This window comes from Arthrobacter sp. B0316-1-20 (assembly GCF_059091865.1).
On sequence record NZ_JBNHHC010000002.1, the window covers coordinates 188633 to 207642 of the forward strand.

Consider the following 19010-nt stretch of genomic DNA (forward strand, 5'->3'; position numbering starts at 1 on the left):
AACCTGCTCCAAGACCAATCAACGTGCCCGCAGCGGGCATACCGAAAGGAACAACATGAAGCATTACAGCAAGCTCGCGGCCCTGGCCGCCGTCGCAGCCCTCGGACTGACTGCGTGTGGTGGCGGTGGCGGCGAGACCGGCGGGCAGGCATCCAGCGGTGTGGACAACGGGGATAAGCAGGACGTCACCATTGCGGTTTTCAACGGCTGGGATGAGGGCATTGCCGCGTCGGAACTGTGGAAGGCCATCCTGGAGGAGAAGGGCTACAAGGTCACGCTGGAATATGCCGACCCGGCCCCGGTTTTTGCGGGTCTGTCCACCGGCGACTACGACCTGACGCTGGATACTTGGCTGCCGGTCACCCATGAAAGCTACCTGAAGGAATACGGCGACAAGATCACCGAGCTGGGCCAGTGGAACGACGAGGCTAAGCTGACCATCGCGGTGAACGAGGACGCGCCGGTCGATTCGCTCAAGGACCTTGCGGCCAACGCCGACAAGTTCGACAACCGTTTGGTGGGCATCGAGCCCGGGGCCGGCCTGACCGAGGCCACCACCAAGAACGTCATCCCGACGTACGGCCTGGACAAGATGGAGTACCTGACCTCCTCGACGCCCGCCATGCTCTCCGAGCTGAAGTCGGCCACTGCCGCCGGCGAGAATATCGCCGTCACCCTGTGGCGCCCGCACTGGGCCTACGATGCCTTCCCGCTTAAGGATCTGGAAGATCCCGAGGGAACGCTCGGCGACGCCGAGGGCATCTACGCTTACTCCAGCACCAGCTTCGCGGAGGACTTCCCGACCCTGGCCGGTTGGCTGAAGAACTTTAAGATGGACTCCGAGACCCTGTATTCGCTGGAGAACGCCATGTTCAATGAGGCTGATACCGACGACTACGGCCCGGTCGTGGAAAAGTGGATCGGCGAAAACCAGGAGTACGTGGACGGTCTGACTAAGTAAGGCAGCCGGTCACCAACTAACCAGCGCGGCGCCGCCGGATCCCGTTCAGCGCGGGAACCGGCGGCGCTTGCGGTTTAAGGGGTGCTGAATAATAACGACGGCGGTGCCCGGGGCCGGCGGTGCCCCGGGCCGGCGTGGCTGGTTCCTCTGGGGGGTTCGACCCGATGCGCCGTGTAGCCCCGGCGTTCCCTCAGGTACGCCGGGTAGTGATACTCATGTCGCGCAGGATCACGGACAGTTGGTCCATGAACAGGCCCAGCTGCGCGTTCTGCCTGTCGTTGATCAACAGCGCGAAGATGTTTCGGGCCAAGCGGATTTCCGGGACGTCCAGCACCACAATCCCGTCCGGTCCGTTGTACATGGCCAGCTCCGGGACCAGCGCCGCACCCAGCCCGGCGCCGGCCATGGCCAGGCTGGCATTGAAGTCGTCGCAGTAGGCCACCACGCGGGGATGCAGGTTGCAGCTGGCAAACAGCCGCTCAATCACCGTGGCGTCCGCCGTGCCCGGGTGGTGCATGATCCACGGCATCTCGGCCAGCTGCGAGGCTGTCACCGAGGCGCCGGGGCGGATGCCCCACGATGCGGGCAGCACCACGCGGAAGTTGTCGTCGCCGATCCACTGCCGGCTCACGGTGTTGGGCCAGGCCAAGCCGCCTTGGCCCACTTGGAATACCAGGGCGACGTCGAGTCCGCCGCCGGCACGAAGCCCTTGGATCGTCTGGCCTGGCTCGGCGACGGATACTTTGAGATTGATCCCCAGGCCCGGCCATTCGGGCGCTTGCAGCAGGCGGGGGAGTACATAGGTGGCCAGGCTGGGGAAGATGCCCAGCCGAATTTCCTGCGTGCTGGTGTCCTGGCTGCGGGCAGTGGCAGCCAGGAGGGCATCGATGTCCGTCAGCACCCTGGCCGCGTGCCGGGACATCACCAGTGCGGTTTCGGTCGGCTGGACGCTGCGAGCCGACCGCTCGAACAGCTTGGCGCCCGTTTCGCGCTCCAGAGCGGACATCTGCTGGGAGACCGCCGAGGCCGTATAGCCCAGATTGGCGGCCGCCGCCGCAAACGAGCCGCGCCGGGTCACCTCTAGCAGCGTGCGCAGGTGCACCGTATTGACCATCAGCTCTCCTGTCGCATCTGGGTAATTGAGCTAAGCCTACCTTGGGCTTGTCGGGCACCGGAGGTCTGCCTTCGCGGGCTTTTGGCTGCATCTGCAAGAGGGCTGCCCAGGCGCGATTGCCTGCTGGCCCGAAGGAATGTGCCGGGGTCTTGCAGTGTTCTATTAAGTGCGGCGAAAAGGTCCGGTGGGGGATCGGAGCTGGAAGCACCCACCGGTATCCAGTCCCGGGTGGCGATAGGGTCCGGCGAAAGTGTCCGACATGCACGCTATTGTGCGGATCACCATCAAGCGGTGAGCGTGGACACCTTCCGGATCGGGGACCACAACATCTAGTGGTGGCCGCACTACGAACGACACGCCGAGGAAGTGCCGACACGATACTTTCCCTAGCTGTGGGCAGGGAATCCACAGGCTGTGGACGGTGAGCCCGGAAGGCCGGAATATCAACAGTTTAACCACCGAAAGATATCCCCACGGGCTGTGGACGAAGCAGGGAAGGGAATGACATACTTGTAATACATCATCTTGGGGTTCCGATCGGCCGAGTCCACTAGATGTAGTATTGGGAGCAGCTGTTGGGCAGTGAGTCCGGGTCCTCCATGGGAGGCCGCGCAGCCAAGAAAACAGCAGAAACGCCGTATCGATAATTAGGGGAGAAGGACCATGACTGTAACGGTTTACACCAAGCCAGCATGCGTGCAATGCAACGCCACATACCGGGCTCTGGACAAGAAGGGCATCGCTTACCAGAGCGTTGACCTGTCCCAGGATCCGGAAGCGCTGGAGCGTGTCCGTTCCCTTGGTTACATGCAGGCCCCCGTGGTCGTCACCGAGCAGGACCACTGGTCTGGTTTCCGCCCCGACAAGATCGAGGAACTGGCCCAGGCTGCCGCCTCCGTAGCCTGACCGGCGTCGAGCGAAACCAGAACCACACGTCATGACCGAGCTGCTGATGAGTGAAGGCACGCAGCAGGCAGGTCCGGTGGTCGGCGCGACAGCCGATGCGGACCTGATCTACTTCTCTTCCGCTTCCGGGTACACGGACCGATTCATGCAAAAGCTGGGGCTGCCGGCGGCACGGATCCCGTTGCGCACCCAGCAGGAGACGCTGCAAGCGCTCCGGCCGTTCGTGCTGGTGCTGCCCACCTATGGCGGGGAATCCGGCCGGAACTCGATTCCGCCGCAGGTGATTAAATTCCTCAACAACGAGGAGAACCGGCGCCTGCTGCGCGGAGTCATCGGTGGCGGCAACACGAACTTCGGCACAACCTACTGCCTGGCGGCGGAGAAAATCGCAGCCAAATGCCAGGTGCCCCTTCTCTATCGATTCGAACTCATGGGCACGTCCGAGGACGTAGACCGGGTCAAGCAAGGATTGGAACTCTTTTGGAAACGACAGTCGCACACGCGCCCCTAGCCGACGCCAAGGCAGAGCTGCCGGCCGCATTCAAGGGTCTGGGCTACCACGAGCTCAACGCCATGCTCAACCTCTACGGCCCGGACGGGAAGATCCAGTTCGAAGCCGACCGCGAGGCTGCACACCAGTACTTCCTGCAGCACGTTAACAACAACACCGTCTTCTTCCACGACCTGGAAGAGAAGCTCGACTACCTGATCAAGAACGAGTACTACGAGCGCGAGACGCTCGACCAGTACACGATGAACTTCATCCGCTCGCTCTACGACCGGGCCTATAAGAAGAAGTTCCGCTTCGAGACCTTCCTGGGCGCGTTCAAGTTCTACACGTCGTACACACTGAAGACGTTTGACGGAAAGCGTTTCCTGGAGCGCTACGAAGACCGCGTCTGCATGGTGGCACTGCATCTGGCCCGGGGCAACGAGGCCATGGCCACCCAGTTGGTGGACGAAATCATCGACGGCCGCTTCCAGCCGGCCACCCCCACGTTCCTCAACGCGGGCAAGGCCCAGCGCGGCGAGCTGGTCTCCTGCTTCCTGCTGCGCATCGAAGACAACATGGAATCGATCGCCCGCGGCATTAACTCCGCCCTGCAGCTGTCCAAGCGCGGCGGCGGCGTGGCCCTGTCGCTGACCAACATCCGCGAGCACGGCGCGCCGATCAAGCAGATCGAAAACCAGTCCTCCGGCGTCATCCCGGTCATGAAGCTGCTCGAAGACAGCTTCTCCTACGCCAACCAGCTCGGTGCCCGCCAGGGTGCCGGTGCCGTGTACCTGCACGCGCACCACCCCGACATCTACCGCTTCCTGGACACCAAGCGCGAGAACGCGGACGAAAAGATCCGCATCAAGACGCTCTCGCTCGGCGTGGTCGTCCCGGACATCACGTTCGAACTGGCCAAGAAGAACGAGGACATGTACCTCTTCTCGCCGTACGACGTCGAGCGCGTCTACGGGGTGCCGTTCTCGGACATCTCCGTCACGGAGAAGTACTACGAGATGGTCGACGACAGCCGGATCAAGAAGACCAAGATCAGCTCGCGCGAGTTCTTCCAGACGCTGGCCGAGATCCAGTTCGAGTCGGGTTACCCGTACATCATGTTCGAGGACACGGTGAACCGCGCCAACCCGATCCACGGCAAGGTCATCATGTCCAACCTGTGCTCGGAGATCCTGCAGGTTTCGTCGCCGTCGCTGTACAACGAGGACCTGACCTACGCCGAAATCGGCAAGGACATCTCCTGCAACCTCGGGTCGATGAACATCGCCAAGACCATGGATTCGCCCGACTTCGGCAAGTCCATCGAGACCGCCATCCGCGCGCTCACCGCCGTGTCGGACATGTCCTACATCAACTCGGTGCCCTCGATCGCCGAAGGCAACCTGCAGTCGCACGCCATCGGCCTGGGCCAGATGAACCTGCACGGCTACCTCGCCCGCGAGCGGGTCCACTACGGTTCCGAAGAGGGCTTGGACTTCACCAACATCTACTTCTACACCGTGCTGTTCCATGCGCTGCGTGCCTCGAACAAGCTGGCGATTGAACACCGCCAGGCCTTCGGCGGCTTCGAGAAGTCCAAGTACGCCTCGGGCGAGTTCTTCGACAAGTACACCGAGCAGGAGTGGCTGCCGCAGACCGAGCGGGTCAAGGAACTGTTTGCCAATGTGGAAATCCCCACCCAGGCAGACTGGCGGGAGCTGAAGGCTTCGGTGATGGAGCACGGCATCTACAACCAGAACCTGCAGGCCGTCCCGCCGACCGGTTCGATCTCCTACATCAACAACTCCACCTCCTCGATCCACCCGGTGGCGTCCAAGATCGAGATCCGCAAGGAAGGCAAGCTGGGCCGCGTGTACTACCCGGCGCCGTACCTGACCAACGACAACCTGGAGTACTACCAGGACGCCTACGAAATCGGCTACGAAAAGATCATCGACACCTACGCCGCGGCTACCCAGCACGTGGACCAGGGCCTGTCGCTGACGCTGTTCTTCAAGGACACCGCCACCACGCGCGACATCAACAAGGCGCAGATCTACGCTTGGCGCAAGGGCATCAAGACCATCTACTACATCCGGCTCCGCCAGCTTGCGCTGGAAGGAACCGAAGTGGAAGGTTGCGTCAGCTGCATGCTGTAGCAGCCCAAAACATCTGAAAAGTACGACGGCGGGTGCCCGCCCGCCGTCGTACCTGCACCGACGGGACGCCGGCAATCCGGCTCGCCCACGGGCCGCCGCCGGCCGCACCACGGCCGGCATTCGGGCACCATGGAACAACACAGACTTTGGGAAGAAGGGGACGCGATGTCAGCCGAGAAGGTCAAGCTTCTGCATCACGTGGAAGCGATCAACTGGAACCGGATCGAGGACGAGAAGGACGTTGAGGTCTGGAACCGGCTCTGCAACAACTTCTGGCTGCCCGAGAAGGTCCCGCTGTCCAACGATGTGCAGTCCTGGGGCACGTTGACCGAAGACGAAAAGCTGCTCACCATGCGCGTCTTCACCGGTTTGACCCTGCTGGATACGCTCCAGGGCACGGTCGGCGCAGTCAGCCTGATCCCGGATGCGCTGACCCCGCATGAGGAAGCTGTCTACACGAACATTGCGTTCATGGAATCGGTGCACGCCAAGAGCTACTCCTCGATCTTCTCCACCTTGTGCTCCACCAAGGAGATTGACGAGGCGTTCCGGTGGTCCACCGAGAACGAAAACCTGCAGAAGAAGGCCCGGATCATCGAGGGCTACTACTACGGCGATGACCCGCTCAAGCGCAAGGTTGCCTCCACGTTGCTGGAGTCCTTCCTGTTCTACTCCGGCTTCTACCTGCCGATGTACTGGTCCTCGCGGGCCAAGCTGACGAACACTGCGGACCTGATCCGGCTCATCATCCGCGATGAGGCCGTCCATGGGTACTACATCGGCTACAAGTTCCAGAAGGGCGTCGAGGGGGAGTCCGAAGCGCGCAAGCAGGAGCTGAAGGACTACACCTTCGAGCTGCTCTACGAGCTGTACGAAAACGAGGTGCAGTACACCCACGACCTCTACGACTCGGTGGGCCTGGCCGAAGACGTCAAGAAGTTCCTGAATTACAACGCCAACAAGGCGCTGATGAATTTGGGCTACGAGGCCATGTTCCCGTCCACCGTCACGGACGTGAACCCGGCCATCCTCTCCGCCCTGAGCCCCAACGCCGACGAGAACCACGACTTCTTCTCCGGCTCCGGCTCCTCCTACGTGATCGGCAAGGCCGTCAACACCGAAGACGAGGACTGGGACTTCTAGGTCGTCGTCGTCGTCCGTCTGTCGTCGTTGTGAATTGACCGTCTAGTTGGAAGAAGTAGCCCGCGTAGATGGCAGTCTTTCAACTGGGTCAGCAGCGATCGTGCCTCTGGCTTTTGGCCATCGAAGGACGGCGTTGCGGATTCCGATCTGATCCGTACATACGAAGGGGCACCCTGCCGGGTGCCCCTTCGTGGCTGTGGCTGATGGACCGCCGCTAGCAGCAGTTAGTGCAACAGCTTCCGTCGCAGGTCGGGTCGTCGCAGCAAGGACATGTCTTGGGTTCAAGGGTCATGAGTCACCTCCTTGGTTCTCCGGCGGACACCATGTGCCCGGCAGCGGGTCGGGGCAATCATCGTCCGGCAGGCGGGTGACCATAGCCTTCAGATCCGCACGTAGGGCATTGAGCCGGGCGATTTCCCTATCCAGCTCCTCAATTTGTCGTCGGAGCAAAACGCCCGCCGGCTCACACGGGCATTCGCCCGTATCGCGGACCCGCAGCAGGTCTCCGATTTCATTCAGCCGTAGACCCAGCCGCTGGCACCCCTGGATGAACCTCACCCGCTCAATGGTGCTGGACGAGTATAGACGGTATCCGGCCGGAGAACGCTCCGGGGCGGGCAGCAGGCCAGACCGCTCGTAGTAGCGAACCGCATCCGGACTCATCCCGCAGATCCGGGCCAGTTCCCCAACCCTGAGCCCCGTCCGTACCTGCATCTCAATCATGGATTTAGGGTAAACCTTGGAGCCGGCTCATAGGTCAAGACCTCCGAATCGGTTTCACCCACGCTTGGCGCCCCCAACGAGATTCTCGCGAATCGCTCCTTAGGTGCGGTGCGTTTAGAACCAGCCGACGACGGTGGCAACAAGTTCAGACCACAAGGTGCGGCCTCCGGTATTGGCAACAAGCATCGTAACCGCAGCCACGAAGAGAGATGCCCCTACTACGACGAGCGCGCGTCGACCGAGTCGACTAGCCTCAGCGCTTGCGCTGGCCGTAAGTAGCGTGCCCTTTGACTGGAACGACTCGGGCACTTGGCCGGCCGCCCTAGACGGGGGTGCGGGCAGCGTACTTGTGCTACAGCCCTGATCTGGCTTTCCCGGGAGTGCCCGAACTGATCGCCGATTTATCCACGGCGGCCGTTGAGGCAGGAGTGCAGCAACTGGTGCTGCTGTCCGGTCGCGGTGAGGACGGAGCACGGGAGGCTGAGGACGCTATTCGATCGAGTGGAACGGGCTCAGATGGTTCCGCTCAGGCAGAACGTCCGCACCTGGATGTGAAAAGCGGGCCTGAAGACGTTCGTGGTGCGACCTAATGTTTCGAGACCGGGCGAAGCTGGCCGCCCGTTACACCCGGCGGGCCGAGCCGGTATCGGACGGTGCCGCTTCCTTCCGAGACGCAATCGAACAGCCGGTCCGGTCCGTTTGCATGTTCCTGTCACACCGGGTGCGGTTCGGGCAGCATCCCGGCCGGGGTCCTCAGGAGCTTCACTCCGGCAGTTCCGAAGCTGGCGAGCAGGGCGAGGGCAGAGAGGACCAGCGGGACGCGATAATCGAGAAAGGCTGCCACGCCCAACATGCCTAATGGCATCAACGCGGCGAGTACGGGGTGGAGGATGCGTGCTCGGGCGAGACCGACACCGAGCACGATCAGACCAGCTATGAGCAGGCCGAAGATCAACATGACCGGGACCAGAATGGCCGGGGTGGCCAGAGTGACGTCGATGTATTTTTGCATCGTTGCCGGGTCCAGTCCGGTGTCCGGCTTCCCTGCTACCCAGGTCATGTAGTCTATGCCGTCCAATGCTCCGTAGCCGACGAAGCCCGTGAGCGAAAGTATGCAGCCCCAGAAGCCCGCCCTGGGATGGCTGGGGTGCACCATTCGCGCCAGCCCGACGACTGCGGGTACGAAGAGGACCGCTGCGAGGAAGAACAACGTGTGGGAGATATAGAACTCAGTGGGATGGTCGTGCGAGGCAGCATAGTATTCCGTGCCGCTCTCGATACCGTGCAGTGGGTGGAGGAGCGCCGCTCCGAGCATGAGGATGGGAGCCCCGATCATGAGCGTGCCGAAGCCCATGCGCTCGACAGCGGCTTGGCGCTTATTTTCGGCTGGGCTGGTGGCCATTTCTGGCTTCCTTTCTTTGCGTCCCTTCTGGGGCATTCCGAGCAGGCTGCGGAAATGACAGACCGTTCCAGCTACGCGAAGGAGTCGTGCTGCGGGTCAGGCCACGACGAAGAACTTCTTGAACGGCACCCGAGTCCGCCAGGTGGCGGTGAACCCGTCAGGGAACGAGTAGATACCGCCGGTCACGAGCTTGATTTTGTTCCCGTCGGGGGTTTCCAGTTCGGCCTCGCCCTCGACGACGTGGAAGGTGTCGGAGCCGGTGACGCGGTAGGGCAGCTCCGCGCCCTCCTCCGCGTCGACCCTGCACAGCCGGCCAGCGGGCCTCCCTCTCCCTCCCGGCGGAGCCAATGGACCTGCCCGAACGGCTGGCCGTTCTCCACGTGGGGTTCCCATGACTCGGCGGTCACGGAGGAGCTCCGGTATTCAGTGGTGTTTTTCATTTTGTCCCTCCTGGAAGGCGTGGCCGGCGGTTCCGCGGCCATTCTGTTTCACTACTACGGCTCATTCGTTGTGCCAGCGCCCCTGCAGCGAGGGGGCCGAAATCCCGTCCTTGTGCACCGCCAGGTTGAGCGCCGGTCTGGCCGAGCAGCGCATCCGAGTGCGTTGCCCGGAGCGGAGACTGTCGCAGCGCCCTTGTGCGCGGAGGCTCAGCCCAAGAGCGTGCCTTCCCCGGCACCGGAGGGCTTGGGATCGGGGAGTTTCATCATGCGGAAGGAGTTGGCCAGGCCGGCGAGGCCGGCGAGTATCGGAATGAAGAGCGCGATCTGAAGTGCGATGGGCCGTGCGTCCGTGTTGATGCGGATGATCTCGTCCTGAATCTCCTCCGGTTGGCCGGTGAGGAGTTCCTCGAGTTGCGTGTTGCTCAGTACCTGGGCGTCCTCTTCCAGCACCTGCGCGACCTGCTGCTGTTCGTCGGGGGCGAGCACCGTGCTTGAGGTCGCCATGCTCGTGAAGATGATCGACAGGGCTGCCAGCATGACGCCGCCGGCAAACGCGAGCCCGAACGACAAACCGAACGACCCGGCGGCCGAGTTCACGCTGGCGGCCTCACTGACCCGCTCGTCCGAGATCGGGGCCAAGGTGTAGTTGTTCAGCTGCGACACCAACAACCCCAGCCCGCCTCCCGCGATGACCAGCGGGAGCAGGAGCCACCAGCCGAAGTCCGCGCGCGGCACGATCGGCACGACCATCAGCAGACCCACCATCAGGAGAAGGAAGCCCCACCTGATAAGGCTGGCCGGGCGCCGTGTGCCGGACTTCTTTCCGGCGAGCATGGCGATCGCGAACATCGTGAGTGAGAGCGGCGCGATCGACAACCCCGTCAGCATGGCGTTGTATCCGAGCACCATCTGGAGGTAGATCGGCAGCACGATCATGGTGCCGCCGAGGGCAATCTGCTGGAGCATTTGCCCCGAGGCACCCAACCGGAAGGCTTTCGAGTGGAACAGGTCCGGGTCCAGCAGTGTCGGCTTGTCGCGGCGCTTGCGCCGAAGAAGCCAGTAGACCAGCCCGCCCAGCCCAACGGCCCCCACGGCCAGGAGGGCGCCCACGGCTTCGCCGCCCTCCTGCCAGACCAGAATGCCGAGCACGATTCCACCCATGCCCACGATTGACAGCAACGACCCGACGACGTCCAGCGTTCGGGGTCCCAGGTATGGGACGTCGTGAACCAGTCTGATTCCGGTCAGCACGACCGCGATGATGATGGCCTCGAGCAGGAACGCGATGCGCCAGGAGAGGAACGTAGTGATGAACCCGCCGATCAGGGGCCCGACGGCGGCCGCGATCGCGGCGGAGGCTCCGACCGAGGCATAGACACGTTTCTGCGCCGCTCCCTCGAAGTTCCCGTGGATGAGGGACTGCATGGCGGGAAGGAGCAGCGAGGCGCCCAGACCGCCGATCATCGCCCAGAAGATGAGGATCGGGAGCAGGGTCTGGGCCAGTGTCATCGCCACGGCGCCGATGGCATAGCAAACCAGCCCGATCACGTAGGCGCGCTTGCGTCCGATAAGGTCGCCGAGCTTGCCACCGATGAGGATAAAGGCGGCGGACACCAGCGCCTCGAGCGCGATCGTCGACTGGAGGCCGCTGACGGTCGTGCCGATGTCCCTGACCACGGCCGAGATCGATACGTTCATGATCGACGTGTCGACGACGAGCACGAACATCGCCATCGCCAGCAACAGCGCGAGCCTGCCGTTGAACGGCTCCGTCTGAGTGCCGCCCCCGTTCGGCGCGTTCATCGGTGGCCGCCTGCGCGGCCCGCGGTTTTCGGGTTGGTGGCGGACATGTCGCCTCCTCTGGCGTCGCCCTGGCAGTTACCCCGGCGTTTCCAGCAGATCGCAATGGGCGGTTCTTTATCGAATACTGTGTCCTACGCTGAGCTGCACGGCATCACTCAAATCGTGTGATCTTTGGAGAGCAGACCGGATGCCCGTCGTGTTTCACGATCGACAGCCGCGGGTGCGTCCCGTCACCGGACTGTGGCAGCCGCAGAGACTTGGGCTTACTGCCTCAACACGGCTAGAGTCGGCGGACTTCTGCTCCCGGCACCATCGCCCTTTCGAGCATGCGTACGAGAAGTTGCGACGCTCCACGCCGAATGTAGAGGAGTCCAGCCCGGGGACCAGCGCCCGCTGGGTTGCTTTCACCCTGATCGGGTGATGCCCGAGGCGCCGCGCCGGCGGATAGTTCTCGGGTGTGTGACCGGGCCTTACCCGGGCATGGACCCGAGGGAGGGGCTTACGGCGAGCATTCTGCCGCAAAAAGGAGATCAACCATGAATAACCAGTCCTCTCATGTCGATGTCGTCGTGGTAGGGGCCGGCTTCGCAGGCCTCACCGCTGCCCGCGACCTCAGCAAGGCCGGTGTTTCGGTTGTCGTGCTCGAGGCCGACGACCGCGTCGGCGGTCGATCCATGCCCGGAAGTATCGCCGGGTATGTCGTGGACCTTGGCGGGCAGTGGGTGGCGAGTTCCCAGGCCCACCTGCTGGCCCTGGCCGAGGAGTTCGGGGTCAGGACCTATCCGCAGTACGTCGGGGGCGAGCACATCCTGGATGTCACGGGGCGCGAGGCCCGCTACAAAGAAGGCGAAGACCTTCCGCTTGAGCCCGCAGATCTTGAGGAGTTCAACAAGCTGGTGGGCGAACTGGAGGCAGCGGCCGGCAAGCTCGACGTCGCCGCACCCTGGACTGTGGAGGGCGCGGACGGCTTTGACTCCCAGACGTTCGAGAACTGGCTGCTGGCTACCACCACCTCGGAGCCGGCGCGGGCCGTGCTCCGGCTGATCGCGCAAACAATATTTTGCAGCCAGCCCGGCCAGCTGTCACCGCTGACCGCCATCTTCTACGCCGCTGCGAACGAGGGGATGGGCCACATGATCGGCACCGTTGGCGGCGCCCAGGAGACCCTCTTCGTGGGCGGCGCCTGGCAGTTGGCGGCGAAAATGGCCGAGGGGCTCGGCGACGCGGTCATCGTGAACGCGCCGGTGCGGTCGATCGCGCAGACCGACGACGGGGTAACGGTCACATCCGACGCCGGCGTCTGGACCGCAGCGTTGGCGGTGGTGGCCACCGCCCCGCCGATGGCCGCGCGGATCTCCTACACCCCTCCGATGCCCCCTCGCCGGGACGCACTCAGCCAGCGGATGCCGATGGGCAGCGTCATCAAGCTGCACGTCGCCTATGAGACGCCGTTCTGGCGCGCCAAGGGTCTGAGCGGAGCAATCCTCTCCGATCGCACGGTCACGGGCATGTGGATGGACCATACGATCCCGGGCGTCGAAACCGGCGGCATGGTGGGTTTCTTCGCGGGCGGCCACGCCCAAGCCTGGGCCGAGCGTTCACCCGAAGAGCGACGCGCCCGCGCCATTGAAGATCTCGTTACCTATCTGGGACCCGAGGCGAACAACCCGATCGAGTATGTGGAACGGTCCTGGCCGGCCGCCCCCTGGCAGCGGGGAGCATACATGGCCATCCCCAGCCCGGGCGCTCTCACCGCCTTTGGGCCCGCCCTGCGAGAGCCGGTCGGCCGGATCCACTGGGCAGGCACCGAAACAGCCGACGAAAACGTCGGCTATATCGACGGCGCAATCCAGTCCGGGGAGCGGGTCGCGGGGGACATCGTCAAGCACCTCAGGCCCTAGCCGATCGTCTGCGTGCCTCAGCAAGACGTATCAGGCGCCCGAATGCGAACCGGTCGAAAGGATCTAGATGACGGCGGGTATTCGGTGTCAAGATCCTGGATGCTGTCGCGTCCGAGCATCGTGATGAACCACGGCAGCTCTGCGGCCGAAAGTTTGCGACGTCCGGCCGCAGCGAATAGCGGAGTGCTGCCGATGCTCCGGCTGAAGCCATTTTCCCAGGCGTTAACTTACCTCGCCCTCATCGTCCCGGCCGTGATCCTTACCGCCCGCGTTTCCTGAGGCGCAGGCTTAGGACGCTGCCCTCGGCGCCGCCCCGCCGGCCGGATATTCCCGCATCGGCACCTGTCCAGCCGACCACGCGCTCATGACTGGATCGATGATGCGCCATGCCTCTTCGGCTTCGTCGCCGCGAATGAACAGCATGGGGTCGTTCATGAGCATTTCGAGGATCAGGTGTGCATACGCGGTGAACCGCGGCGGTGTCGAGCGGGCCTGGAGCTGGTGTGTCTCCGCGTTGCGTTCAGGCCCGTTGAGCGTTGTAGCGAGGTGCACGTAGGGCTCGGCGAGTCCCAGCCGAAGCACGTTCGGCTCGGCGCCTGGCCACCGGTCGAGCAGATAGCCAGGAAGCGGGCGGAAATAGATCGCAATCTCGGCCGAGTCCTGCTCGAGCGCCTTGCCGGAGCGGAGGGTGAAGGGAACGCCGGTCCACCGTGGGTTGTTGATGTCCAGGGTCAGAGCCGCATATGTCTCCGTGTTGCGGGTCGGGTCGACGCCGGGTTCGTCGATGTAGGAGGGCACGTGTCTGGTGCCGATCGTGCCCTCGGTGTACCGGGCGCGGACGGTTCGGCTGCGCATCGTTTCCGGCAGCGGCGTCGCCACCGCCCGTAGCGCCTCGACGCGTACCGACCGGAAGGAGTCGGCGTCGAGGCGGGCGGGCGGCTCCATGAGGACGAGTGCCATGGCCTCCATGAGATGGTTCTGCACCATGTCCTTCATGGCGCCTGCACTGTCGTAGTACGTGGCGCGGCCCTCGAGGGTGAGGCTTTCCAGCCAGCTGATGTCAACTCGATCGACGTGCACCGAATTAAACGTCGGCTCGAATACCCGATTGAGGAACCGGAGCGTGACAATCCTGCGGATGAGCTCGCTCGACAAAAAGTGGTCGATCCGGAAGATCGTCGGCTGGGGAAGTTGGATGCGGAGGATCTCGTTGAGGTGCTGCGCCGATGCGAGGTCGGTTCCGAATGGCTTCTCGATCGCGACGGCGTCCGATGTGCGCAGCTTCGACGATGCGACGGCCGGGAGCACCTGCGGGAGCAGACCCGGCGGCAAGGCGAGGTAGACCAGCGTGGCCGCTCCGCCGTCACCGATCACCGATCCCACGTCGGCTGCTTGGGTCACGTCGGCGGGCTTGAAGCTGAGCATCCTGAGAACGGCATCGCGGGCCGCCGGTGCGACCTGCGCGTGTTTCTCGAGCTGGCTCGCAATGTGGTCCCGAAAGTCCTTGGTTGACCACTCGGTGTTGGCCGACCCAACGATCCTGAGGCCAGGCGGAAGGAGGCCGGCCTCGGCCAGTTGGGCAACAGCGGGCATCAGCAGGCGGCTGGTGAGGTCGCCCGAGGCTCCGAAGAGGACGATGCGCTCGATCATTGGTCGCCGCCTTTTTCGTAACGCGGCGAGGGGCGTCCCGTGACTCCGGGACGGCAACAGAAGATGGCTCCCGCCAAGGGTTGCGCGTCGCGGCTGTCTTCCTCGACGTCGGTCCACGACGTCGTGATGTATAAGTCGCCGCCGTCGCGGCCACCGAACGCAACCGATGTCGGATTCGTGGTCGGCAGCTCGAGGACGCCGTCGAGGGTCCCGTCGGGGCGGTAGCGGTGGACAGCCCCGGATCGACCGAGCGCAACCCAGAACATGCCCTCGTCGTCGACGGTCATGCCATCGGGCCAGACCTGGGCGTCGCTGAAGTCAAGGAACCGCTGGCGTCCGTCGATCGCGCCCGTCTCGACGTCCAGGTCGAACACATCGACGACGCAGATCGCCGAGTCGGCCAGATAGAGGCACCCACGCGACTCGTCGAACGCGGGTCCGTTGGAGATCGTCAGGCCGTTGACGACCGTGGTCGCAGTGCCGTCGTCGACCCGGTACAGGCTAGCGTTCCCTGGCCGCTTGTCGAAGGCCATCGTTCCGACCCAGGCCCGTCCACGGCTGTCGACCTTGACGTCGTTGGCGCGGTTCTCGGCTCTCTCGCGCTCGATGGGAACGTGAAGCTCGAAAGCGCCGCTGCCCGGGTCGAGCACGGCCAGGCCCTCCGGCGTGGCGACGACCGGTTCGCCTTTCGAGCTCACGACGACGCCGCCGGGCTGCCCCCACGTGCTCCAAGAGGTGTCGCTGCCCGAGGCCGGGTCGAAGCAATGCACGCGCTCCCCGGCGATGTCGACCCACCAGAGGCGGGCCGTTGCCGCGTCCCACATTGGACCCTCCGGATGTTGAGCCCGGATGTTCAGTGCAACTTCGACCTGTGCGTCACCCATGGACCGACACCTCAGACGTGAACGAGTGCACCTGCTCCGGGTACGGTCTGGCTGGATCGGCACCGTCCCGGTAGATGAAGCAGAAAATACTCGAAACCCTCGGCGCCGGTGGGCAAGGCATCGAACGTCTAGCCGATGACGAAGAACTTCTTGAACGGCACCCGAGTCCGCCAGGTGGCGGTGAACCCGTCAGGGAACGAGTAGATGCCGCCGGTGACGAGCTTGATTTTGTTCCCGTCGGGGGTTTCCAGTTCGGCCTCGCCCTCGATGACGTGGAAGGTGTCGGAGCCGGTGACGCGGTAGGGCAGCTCCGCGCCCTCCTCCGCGTCGACCCTCCACAGCCCGGCCATCGGGACTCCCTCTCCCTCCCCTCGGAGCCAGTGGACCTGCCCGAACGGCTGGCCGTTCTCGACGTGGGATTCCCATGACTCGGCGGTCACGGAGGAGCTGCGGTATTCAGTGGTGTTTTCCATGTGTCCCTCCAAGGAGACGTGGCCGGCGGTTGCGACCAGCGTGATCTGCGTCGTACCCACCGCTTCGTCGGTGGCGGCCGATCGATACCGGGAGTAGCGGTCATCGTGCGCTGCTCTCGGTCTCCAGCGGATCGAAATGGTCGGTTCGGTCTCAACTACTGTGTCTTACCCCGGGATGCTCGATATCACCCAGATCGTGTGATTTTGGAGCACAGACTCGATGCCCTTCGTGTTTCAAGATCGGCAGCCGCGTGCGCACCCGGCCCCCGGATTGCGAGGCCCGGTGGCCACCGAAGGGCTTTCACCCCGATGGGGTGATGTGCTAGGCGCTGCGCTGGCGGATGGTTGTCGGTGGGGTGTATTTCCCCCAGGAGGCGCACAATGCGAACAAGATGCCCAGGATCCTCACGCGACCCCGCCGCGCGATCAATCTCACCGTGGCCTGAACTCCGGTAGGAAGCGACGTCCGTGGATGCCCAACACCGTATCGGCGCTGAGATCTGCGAGGTCGGCGATCCGCGAGGTCGGCCTCACCGGCGCCAACGCCTGACGCCATGTCCTGGCGGCCCAACCCTAACCGAGGAAGACAACAGCGGTGCACAGCCGGTGTCCCCTTTCCAGAGTCGCCGGCGCGACCGAACCATTCGACAACGCAGAGCCGTTCGACAACGCGACCGTACGAGAACAAAGAACCGAGGCCGGACAAGAACAAGAAGGGTCGACGTCGCACCGCTTCGGCGGTGGACAGCGCGCCGCCATGCACGTTGCAGTCGACCCTGACTCTGCCGCAATAACTGACGAGCAATTCAGCCGCAAAGGAGAATCAGCATGAATAACCAGTCCTCTCATGTCGATGTTGTCGTGGTCGGGGCCGGATTCGCCGGCCTAAGCGCGGCCCGCAACCTCAGCAAGGCCGGTGTTTCGGTTGTCGTGCTTGAGGCCGACGACCGCGTCGGCGGCCGGTCCATGCCGGGAACTCTTGCAGGATATGTCGTGGACCTTGGCGGGCAGTGGGCGGCGAGTTCCCAGACCCACCTGCTGAACCTGGCCGAGGAGCTAGGGGTCAAGACCTATCCGCAGTACATCGGGGGCGAGCACATCCTGGACATCTCCGGGCGCGAGGCCCGCTATAAGGAAGGCGAAGACCTTCCCCTTGAGCCCGCAGATCTGGCAGAGTTCAACAAGCTGATGGGCGAGCTGGACTCCTTGGCCGGCAAGCTCGACGTCACCTCACCGGGGTCCGTGGAGGGCGCGGACGCCCTTGACTCCCAGACGTTCGAGAGCTGGCTGCAGAGCGCCACCACCTCGGAGCCGGCGCGGTCCGTCTTCCGTGTGATCGTGCAGACTGTATATTGCGTCGAGCCCGGCCAGTTGTCACCGTTTGCTGTCATGGTCTACGCCGCCGCGGACGAGGGGCTCGCGCACATGCTCGGCACCGTTGGCGGCGCCCAGGAGACCCTCTTCGTGGGCGGTGCCTGGCAGATAGCCTCGAAGATGGCTGAGGAGCTCGGCGACGCGGTCATCGTGAACGCCCCGGTACGGGCCATCGAACAGACCGACGGTGGGGTGACAGTCACATCCGACGCCGGCGTCTGGACCGCCTCGTTTGCCGTGGTGGCCACCGCCCCGCCGATGGCCGCGCGGATCTCCTACACCCCCCCGATGCCTGCGCGCCGCGACGCCTTCACCCAGCGGATGCCGATGGGCAGCATCATCAAGCTGCACGTCGCCTACCAGACGCCGTTCTGGCGCGACAAGGGTCTCAGCGGTGCAATCCTCTCCGATCGCATAACCACGGGTTTGTGGATGGACCATACAATCCCGGGCGTCGAAACCGGCGGCATGGTGGGCTTCTTCGGCGGCGGCTACGCCCAGACCTGGGTCGAGCGTTCACCCGAAGAGCGACGTGCCCAGGTCCTCGAAGATCTCGCCACGTATCTGGGCCCCGAGGCGATGAACCCGATCGAGTATCTGGAACGATCATGGCCGGAGGCGCCCTGGCAGCGGGGAGCGTACTGGGCCATGCCCAGCACGGGCGCCCTGACCGCCTTCGGGGTTGCCCTCCGAGAGCCGGTCGGACGGATCCACTGGGCCGGCACCGAAACGGCCGACGAAAACATTGGCTACTACGACGGCGCAATCCAGTCCGGTGAGCGCGTCGCCGAGGCCATCGTCAAGCAGCTTAGAGCCTAGGCAGGTTCTGAGATTGGCCTCTTTGACGAGCGGAAGGCGTACGGCAGCTTGTCCAGCGGGAATGCGGGAACACTGGCAGGCGGTGCTCGCCTACCTCGACTCCGTGCGGAGCGTAGGTCCCAACGTGCCAAGCCTGGTCCGCACACGTTGCGACGCCCCATTACCGGCTTGAGCGGGTCCGTGAAATTATCGGCCCTGCCGCCCTGGACGACGGTTTGCGTGCGGCGCCTGAAACCGCGCGCCCCCAATTCGGAAACCCTCGTGGCCGGCAGGGCTGTCCTCAAGCGGGCCAAGAGAGCATACCGAACAATCTTCCAACTAGCCGAACCCTCGACCGACTCCCCGGTGACACTTGAACCGCGAAACCATGGACTTCAACTAGTTGGAAGGAACGTTCAGGGTAGTTGGAAGTCTTCCAACTAGGTTTGCATAATCATGGCCTTCTAAATATGGGAAGCCGCACCGTGATGGTGGATCAACCTGGCGCTGATGCAGCTGCGGCATTCAAGACTGAGGAAGAACCCAAGGCGCCGCACCCCAGCGATCCGGGACGCGGTCCTGAATTGGCTTTATGACCGGCATCTAATCGGACAAGCAGTTGTGGCCGCCGCGGAAGCCGTCAGCGGCCCAGATGAGGCAGCTCACGGGTCGGAACAACGCGAGCGCCACTTCTCTGTGGCAGCAGGCGTTCGCTCTAGCCGATCCCCAGGAGGGCAAGCCCCGTCTGCGCTGGTCCGGCGACTCGGACGATCAGGACGTGATGGTGCA

Annotated in this window: 15 protein-coding genes; 7 read left to right on the forward strand and 8 right to left on the reverse strand. The window is 63.8% G+C overall.

Annotation, left to right across the window (positions count from 1 at the left end):
* The first annotated feature begins 55 nt into the window (after window positions 1–55).
* Window positions 56–961, forward strand: a complete 906-nt coding sequence (locus AC5RW2_RS03850; RefSeq protein ID WP_493962174.1) for a glycine betaine ABC transporter substrate-binding protein — start codon at window positions 56–58, stop codon at window positions 959–961.
* A 190-nt stretch (window positions 962–1151) separates the two neighbouring features.
* On the opposite strand, the gene AC5RW2_RS03855 is transcribed toward AC5RW2_RS03850, so the two are convergent.
* Entirely contained in the window at window positions 1152–2075 is a 924-nt protein-coding gene (locus AC5RW2_RS03855) for a LysR family transcriptional regulator (RefSeq protein WP_493962173.1), read from the reverse strand.
* Window positions 2076–2738: 663 nt separating this feature from the next.
* Between AC5RW2_RS03855 and nrdH the strand changes: the two genes are divergently transcribed.
* The 4 genes from nrdH (at window position 2739) to nrdF (ending at window position 6773) form a co-directional block, all read left to right on the forward strand.
* Entirely contained in the window at window positions 2739–2981 is a 243-nt protein-coding gene (gene nrdH / locus AC5RW2_RS03860; RefSeq protein WP_127513743.1) for a glutaredoxin-like protein NrdH, read from the forward strand.
* A gap of 46 nt (window positions 2982–3027) precedes the next feature.
* Window positions 3028–3492, forward strand: coding sequence for a class Ib ribonucleoside-diphosphate reductase assembly flavoprotein NrdI (gene nrdI / locus AC5RW2_RS03865; RefSeq protein ID WP_493950712.1), 465 nt, complete (start codon window positions 3028–3030; stop codon window positions 3490–3492).
* Window positions 3493–3509: 17 nt separating this feature from the next.
* Window positions 3510–5630 (forward strand): class 1b ribonucleoside-diphosphate reductase subunit alpha, encoded by a 2121-nt coding sequence (gene nrdE, locus AC5RW2_RS03870; RefSeq protein ID WP_493950711.1) that lies wholly within the window; start codon window positions 3510–3512, stop codon window positions 5628–5630.
* Between the two features lie 165 nt (window positions 5631–5795).
* Complete coding sequence (nrdF, locus tag AC5RW2_RS03875) at window positions 5796–6773, forward strand: class 1b ribonucleoside-diphosphate reductase subunit beta (protein WP_493941036.1); 978 nt, start codon at window positions 5796–5798, stop codon at window positions 6771–6773.
* Window positions 6774–7061: 288 nt separating this feature from the next.
* On the opposite strand, the gene AC5RW2_RS03880 is transcribed toward nrdF, so the two are convergent.
* The 4 genes from AC5RW2_RS03880 to AC5RW2_RS03895 form a co-directional block, all read right to left on the reverse strand.
* Window positions 7062–7496 carry a heavy metal-responsive transcriptional regulator gene (locus tag AC5RW2_RS03880; RefSeq protein WP_493962172.1) on the reverse strand — a complete coding sequence of 145 codons (435 nt, stop codon included), beginning with the start codon at window positions 7494–7496 and terminating at the stop codon, window positions 7062–7064.
* 712 nt (window positions 7497–8208) lie between these two features.
* A complete protein-coding gene (locus AC5RW2_RS03885; RefSeq protein ID WP_493950646.1) occupies window positions 8209–8898 on the reverse strand; it encodes a hypothetical protein in 690 nt (229 codons plus the stop codon).
* A 96-nt stretch (window positions 8899–8994) separates the two neighbouring features.
* Window positions 8995–9246 carry a cupin domain-containing protein gene (locus AC5RW2_RS03890; RefSeq protein WP_493962171.1) on the reverse strand — a complete coding sequence of 84 codons (252 nt, stop codon included), beginning with the start codon at window positions 9244–9246 and terminating at the stop codon, window positions 8995–8997.
* Window positions 9247–9545: 299 nt separating this feature from the next.
* On the reverse strand, window positions 9546–11141 hold the full coding sequence (locus AC5RW2_RS03895) for an MFS transporter (protein WP_493950644.1): 1596 nt from the start codon (window positions 11139–11141) through the stop codon (window positions 9546–9548).
* 536 nt (window positions 11142–11677) lie between these two features.
* Between AC5RW2_RS03895 and AC5RW2_RS03900 the strand changes: the two genes are divergently transcribed.
* The gene (locus AC5RW2_RS03900; protein ID WP_493962170.1) at window positions 11678–13042 is read left to right on the forward strand and encodes a flavin monoamine oxidase family protein; all 1365 of its coding nucleotides are present in this window, start codon (window positions 11678–11680) and stop codon (window positions 13040–13042) included.
* Window positions 13043–13330: 288 nt separating this feature from the next.
* On the opposite strand, the gene AC5RW2_RS03905 is transcribed toward AC5RW2_RS03900, so the two are convergent.
* The 3 genes from AC5RW2_RS03905 to AC5RW2_RS03915 all read right to left on the reverse strand — a co-directional run bounded on the left by AC5RW2_RS03905 (window position 13331) and on the right by AC5RW2_RS03915 (window position 16049).
* A complete protein-coding gene (locus tag AC5RW2_RS03905) occupies window positions 13331–14692 on the reverse strand; it encodes a glucose-6-phosphate dehydrogenase (protein WP_493962169.1) in 1362 nt (453 codons plus the stop codon).
* Window positions 14689–15576, reverse strand: coding sequence for an SMP-30/gluconolactonase/LRE family protein (locus AC5RW2_RS03910; RefSeq protein WP_493962168.1), 888 nt, complete (start codon window positions 15574–15576; stop codon window positions 14689–14691). The genes AC5RW2_RS03905 and AC5RW2_RS03910 overlap by 4 nt, the downstream gene beginning before the upstream one ends.
* A gap of 128 nt (window positions 15577–15704) precedes the next feature.
* On the reverse strand, window positions 15705–16049 hold the full coding sequence (locus tag AC5RW2_RS03915; protein WP_493962167.1) for a cupin domain-containing protein: 345 nt from the start codon (window positions 16047–16049) through the stop codon (window positions 15705–15707).
* 828 nt (window positions 16050–16877) lie between these two features.
* Here AC5RW2_RS03915 and AC5RW2_RS03920 point away from each other — a divergent pair.
* The gene (locus AC5RW2_RS03920) at window positions 16878–18242 is read left to right on the forward strand and encodes a flavin monoamine oxidase family protein (RefSeq protein WP_493950639.1); all 1365 of its coding nucleotides are present in this window, start codon (window positions 16878–16880) and stop codon (window positions 18240–18242) included.
* Window positions 18243–19010: the final 768 nt, after the last annotated feature.

Excerpts from the sequence above, each read along its gene's own strand:
- AC5RW2_RS03850 (WP_493962174.1), top strand. The coding sequence starts at position 56 with ATGAAGCATTACAGCAAGCTCGCGGCCCTGGCCGCCGTCGCAGCCCTC.
- AC5RW2_RS03855 (WP_493962173.1), bottom strand. The coding sequence starts at position 2,075 with ATGGTCAATACGGTGCACCTGCGCACGCTGCTAGAGGTGACCCGGCGC.
- nrdH (WP_127513743.1), top strand. The coding sequence starts at position 2,739 with ATGACTGTAACGGTTTACACCAAGCCAGCATGCGTGCAATGCAACGCC.
- nrdI (WP_493950712.1), top strand. The coding sequence starts at position 3,028 with ATGAGTGAAGGCACGCAGCAGGCAGGTCCGGTGGTCGGCGCGACAGCC.
- nrdF (WP_493941036.1), top strand. The coding sequence starts at position 5,796 with ATGTCAGCCGAGAAGGTCAAGCTTCTGCATCACGTGGAAGCGATCAAC.
- AC5RW2_RS03880 (WP_493962172.1), bottom strand. The coding sequence starts at position 7,496 with ATGATTGAGATGCAGGTACGGACGGGGCTCAGGGTTGGGGAACTGGCC.
- AC5RW2_RS03885 (WP_493950646.1), bottom strand. The coding sequence starts at position 8,898 with ATGGCCACCAGCCCAGCCGAAAATAAGCGCCAAGCCGCTGTCGAGCGC.
- AC5RW2_RS03895 (WP_493950644.1), bottom strand. The coding sequence starts at position 11,141 with ATGAACGCGCCGAACGGGGGCGGCACTCAGACGGAGCCGTTCAACGGC.
- AC5RW2_RS03900 (WP_493962170.1), top strand. The coding sequence starts at position 11,678 with ATGAATAACCAGTCCTCTCATGTCGATGTCGTCGTGGTAGGGGCCGGC.
- AC5RW2_RS03905 (WP_493962169.1), bottom strand. The coding sequence starts at position 14,692 with ATGATCGAGCGCATCGTCCTCTTCGGAGCCTCGGGCGACCTCACCAGC.
- AC5RW2_RS03910 (WP_493962168.1), bottom strand. The coding sequence starts at position 15,576 with ATGGGTGACGCACAGGTCGAAGTTGCACTGAACATCCGGGCTCAACAT.
- AC5RW2_RS03915 (WP_493962167.1), bottom strand. The coding sequence starts at position 16,049 with ATGGAAAACACCACTGAATACCGCAGCTCCTCCGTGACCGCCGAGTCA.
- AC5RW2_RS03920 (WP_493950639.1), top strand. The coding sequence starts at position 16,878 with ATGAATAACCAGTCCTCTCATGTCGATGTTGTCGTGGTCGGGGCCGGA.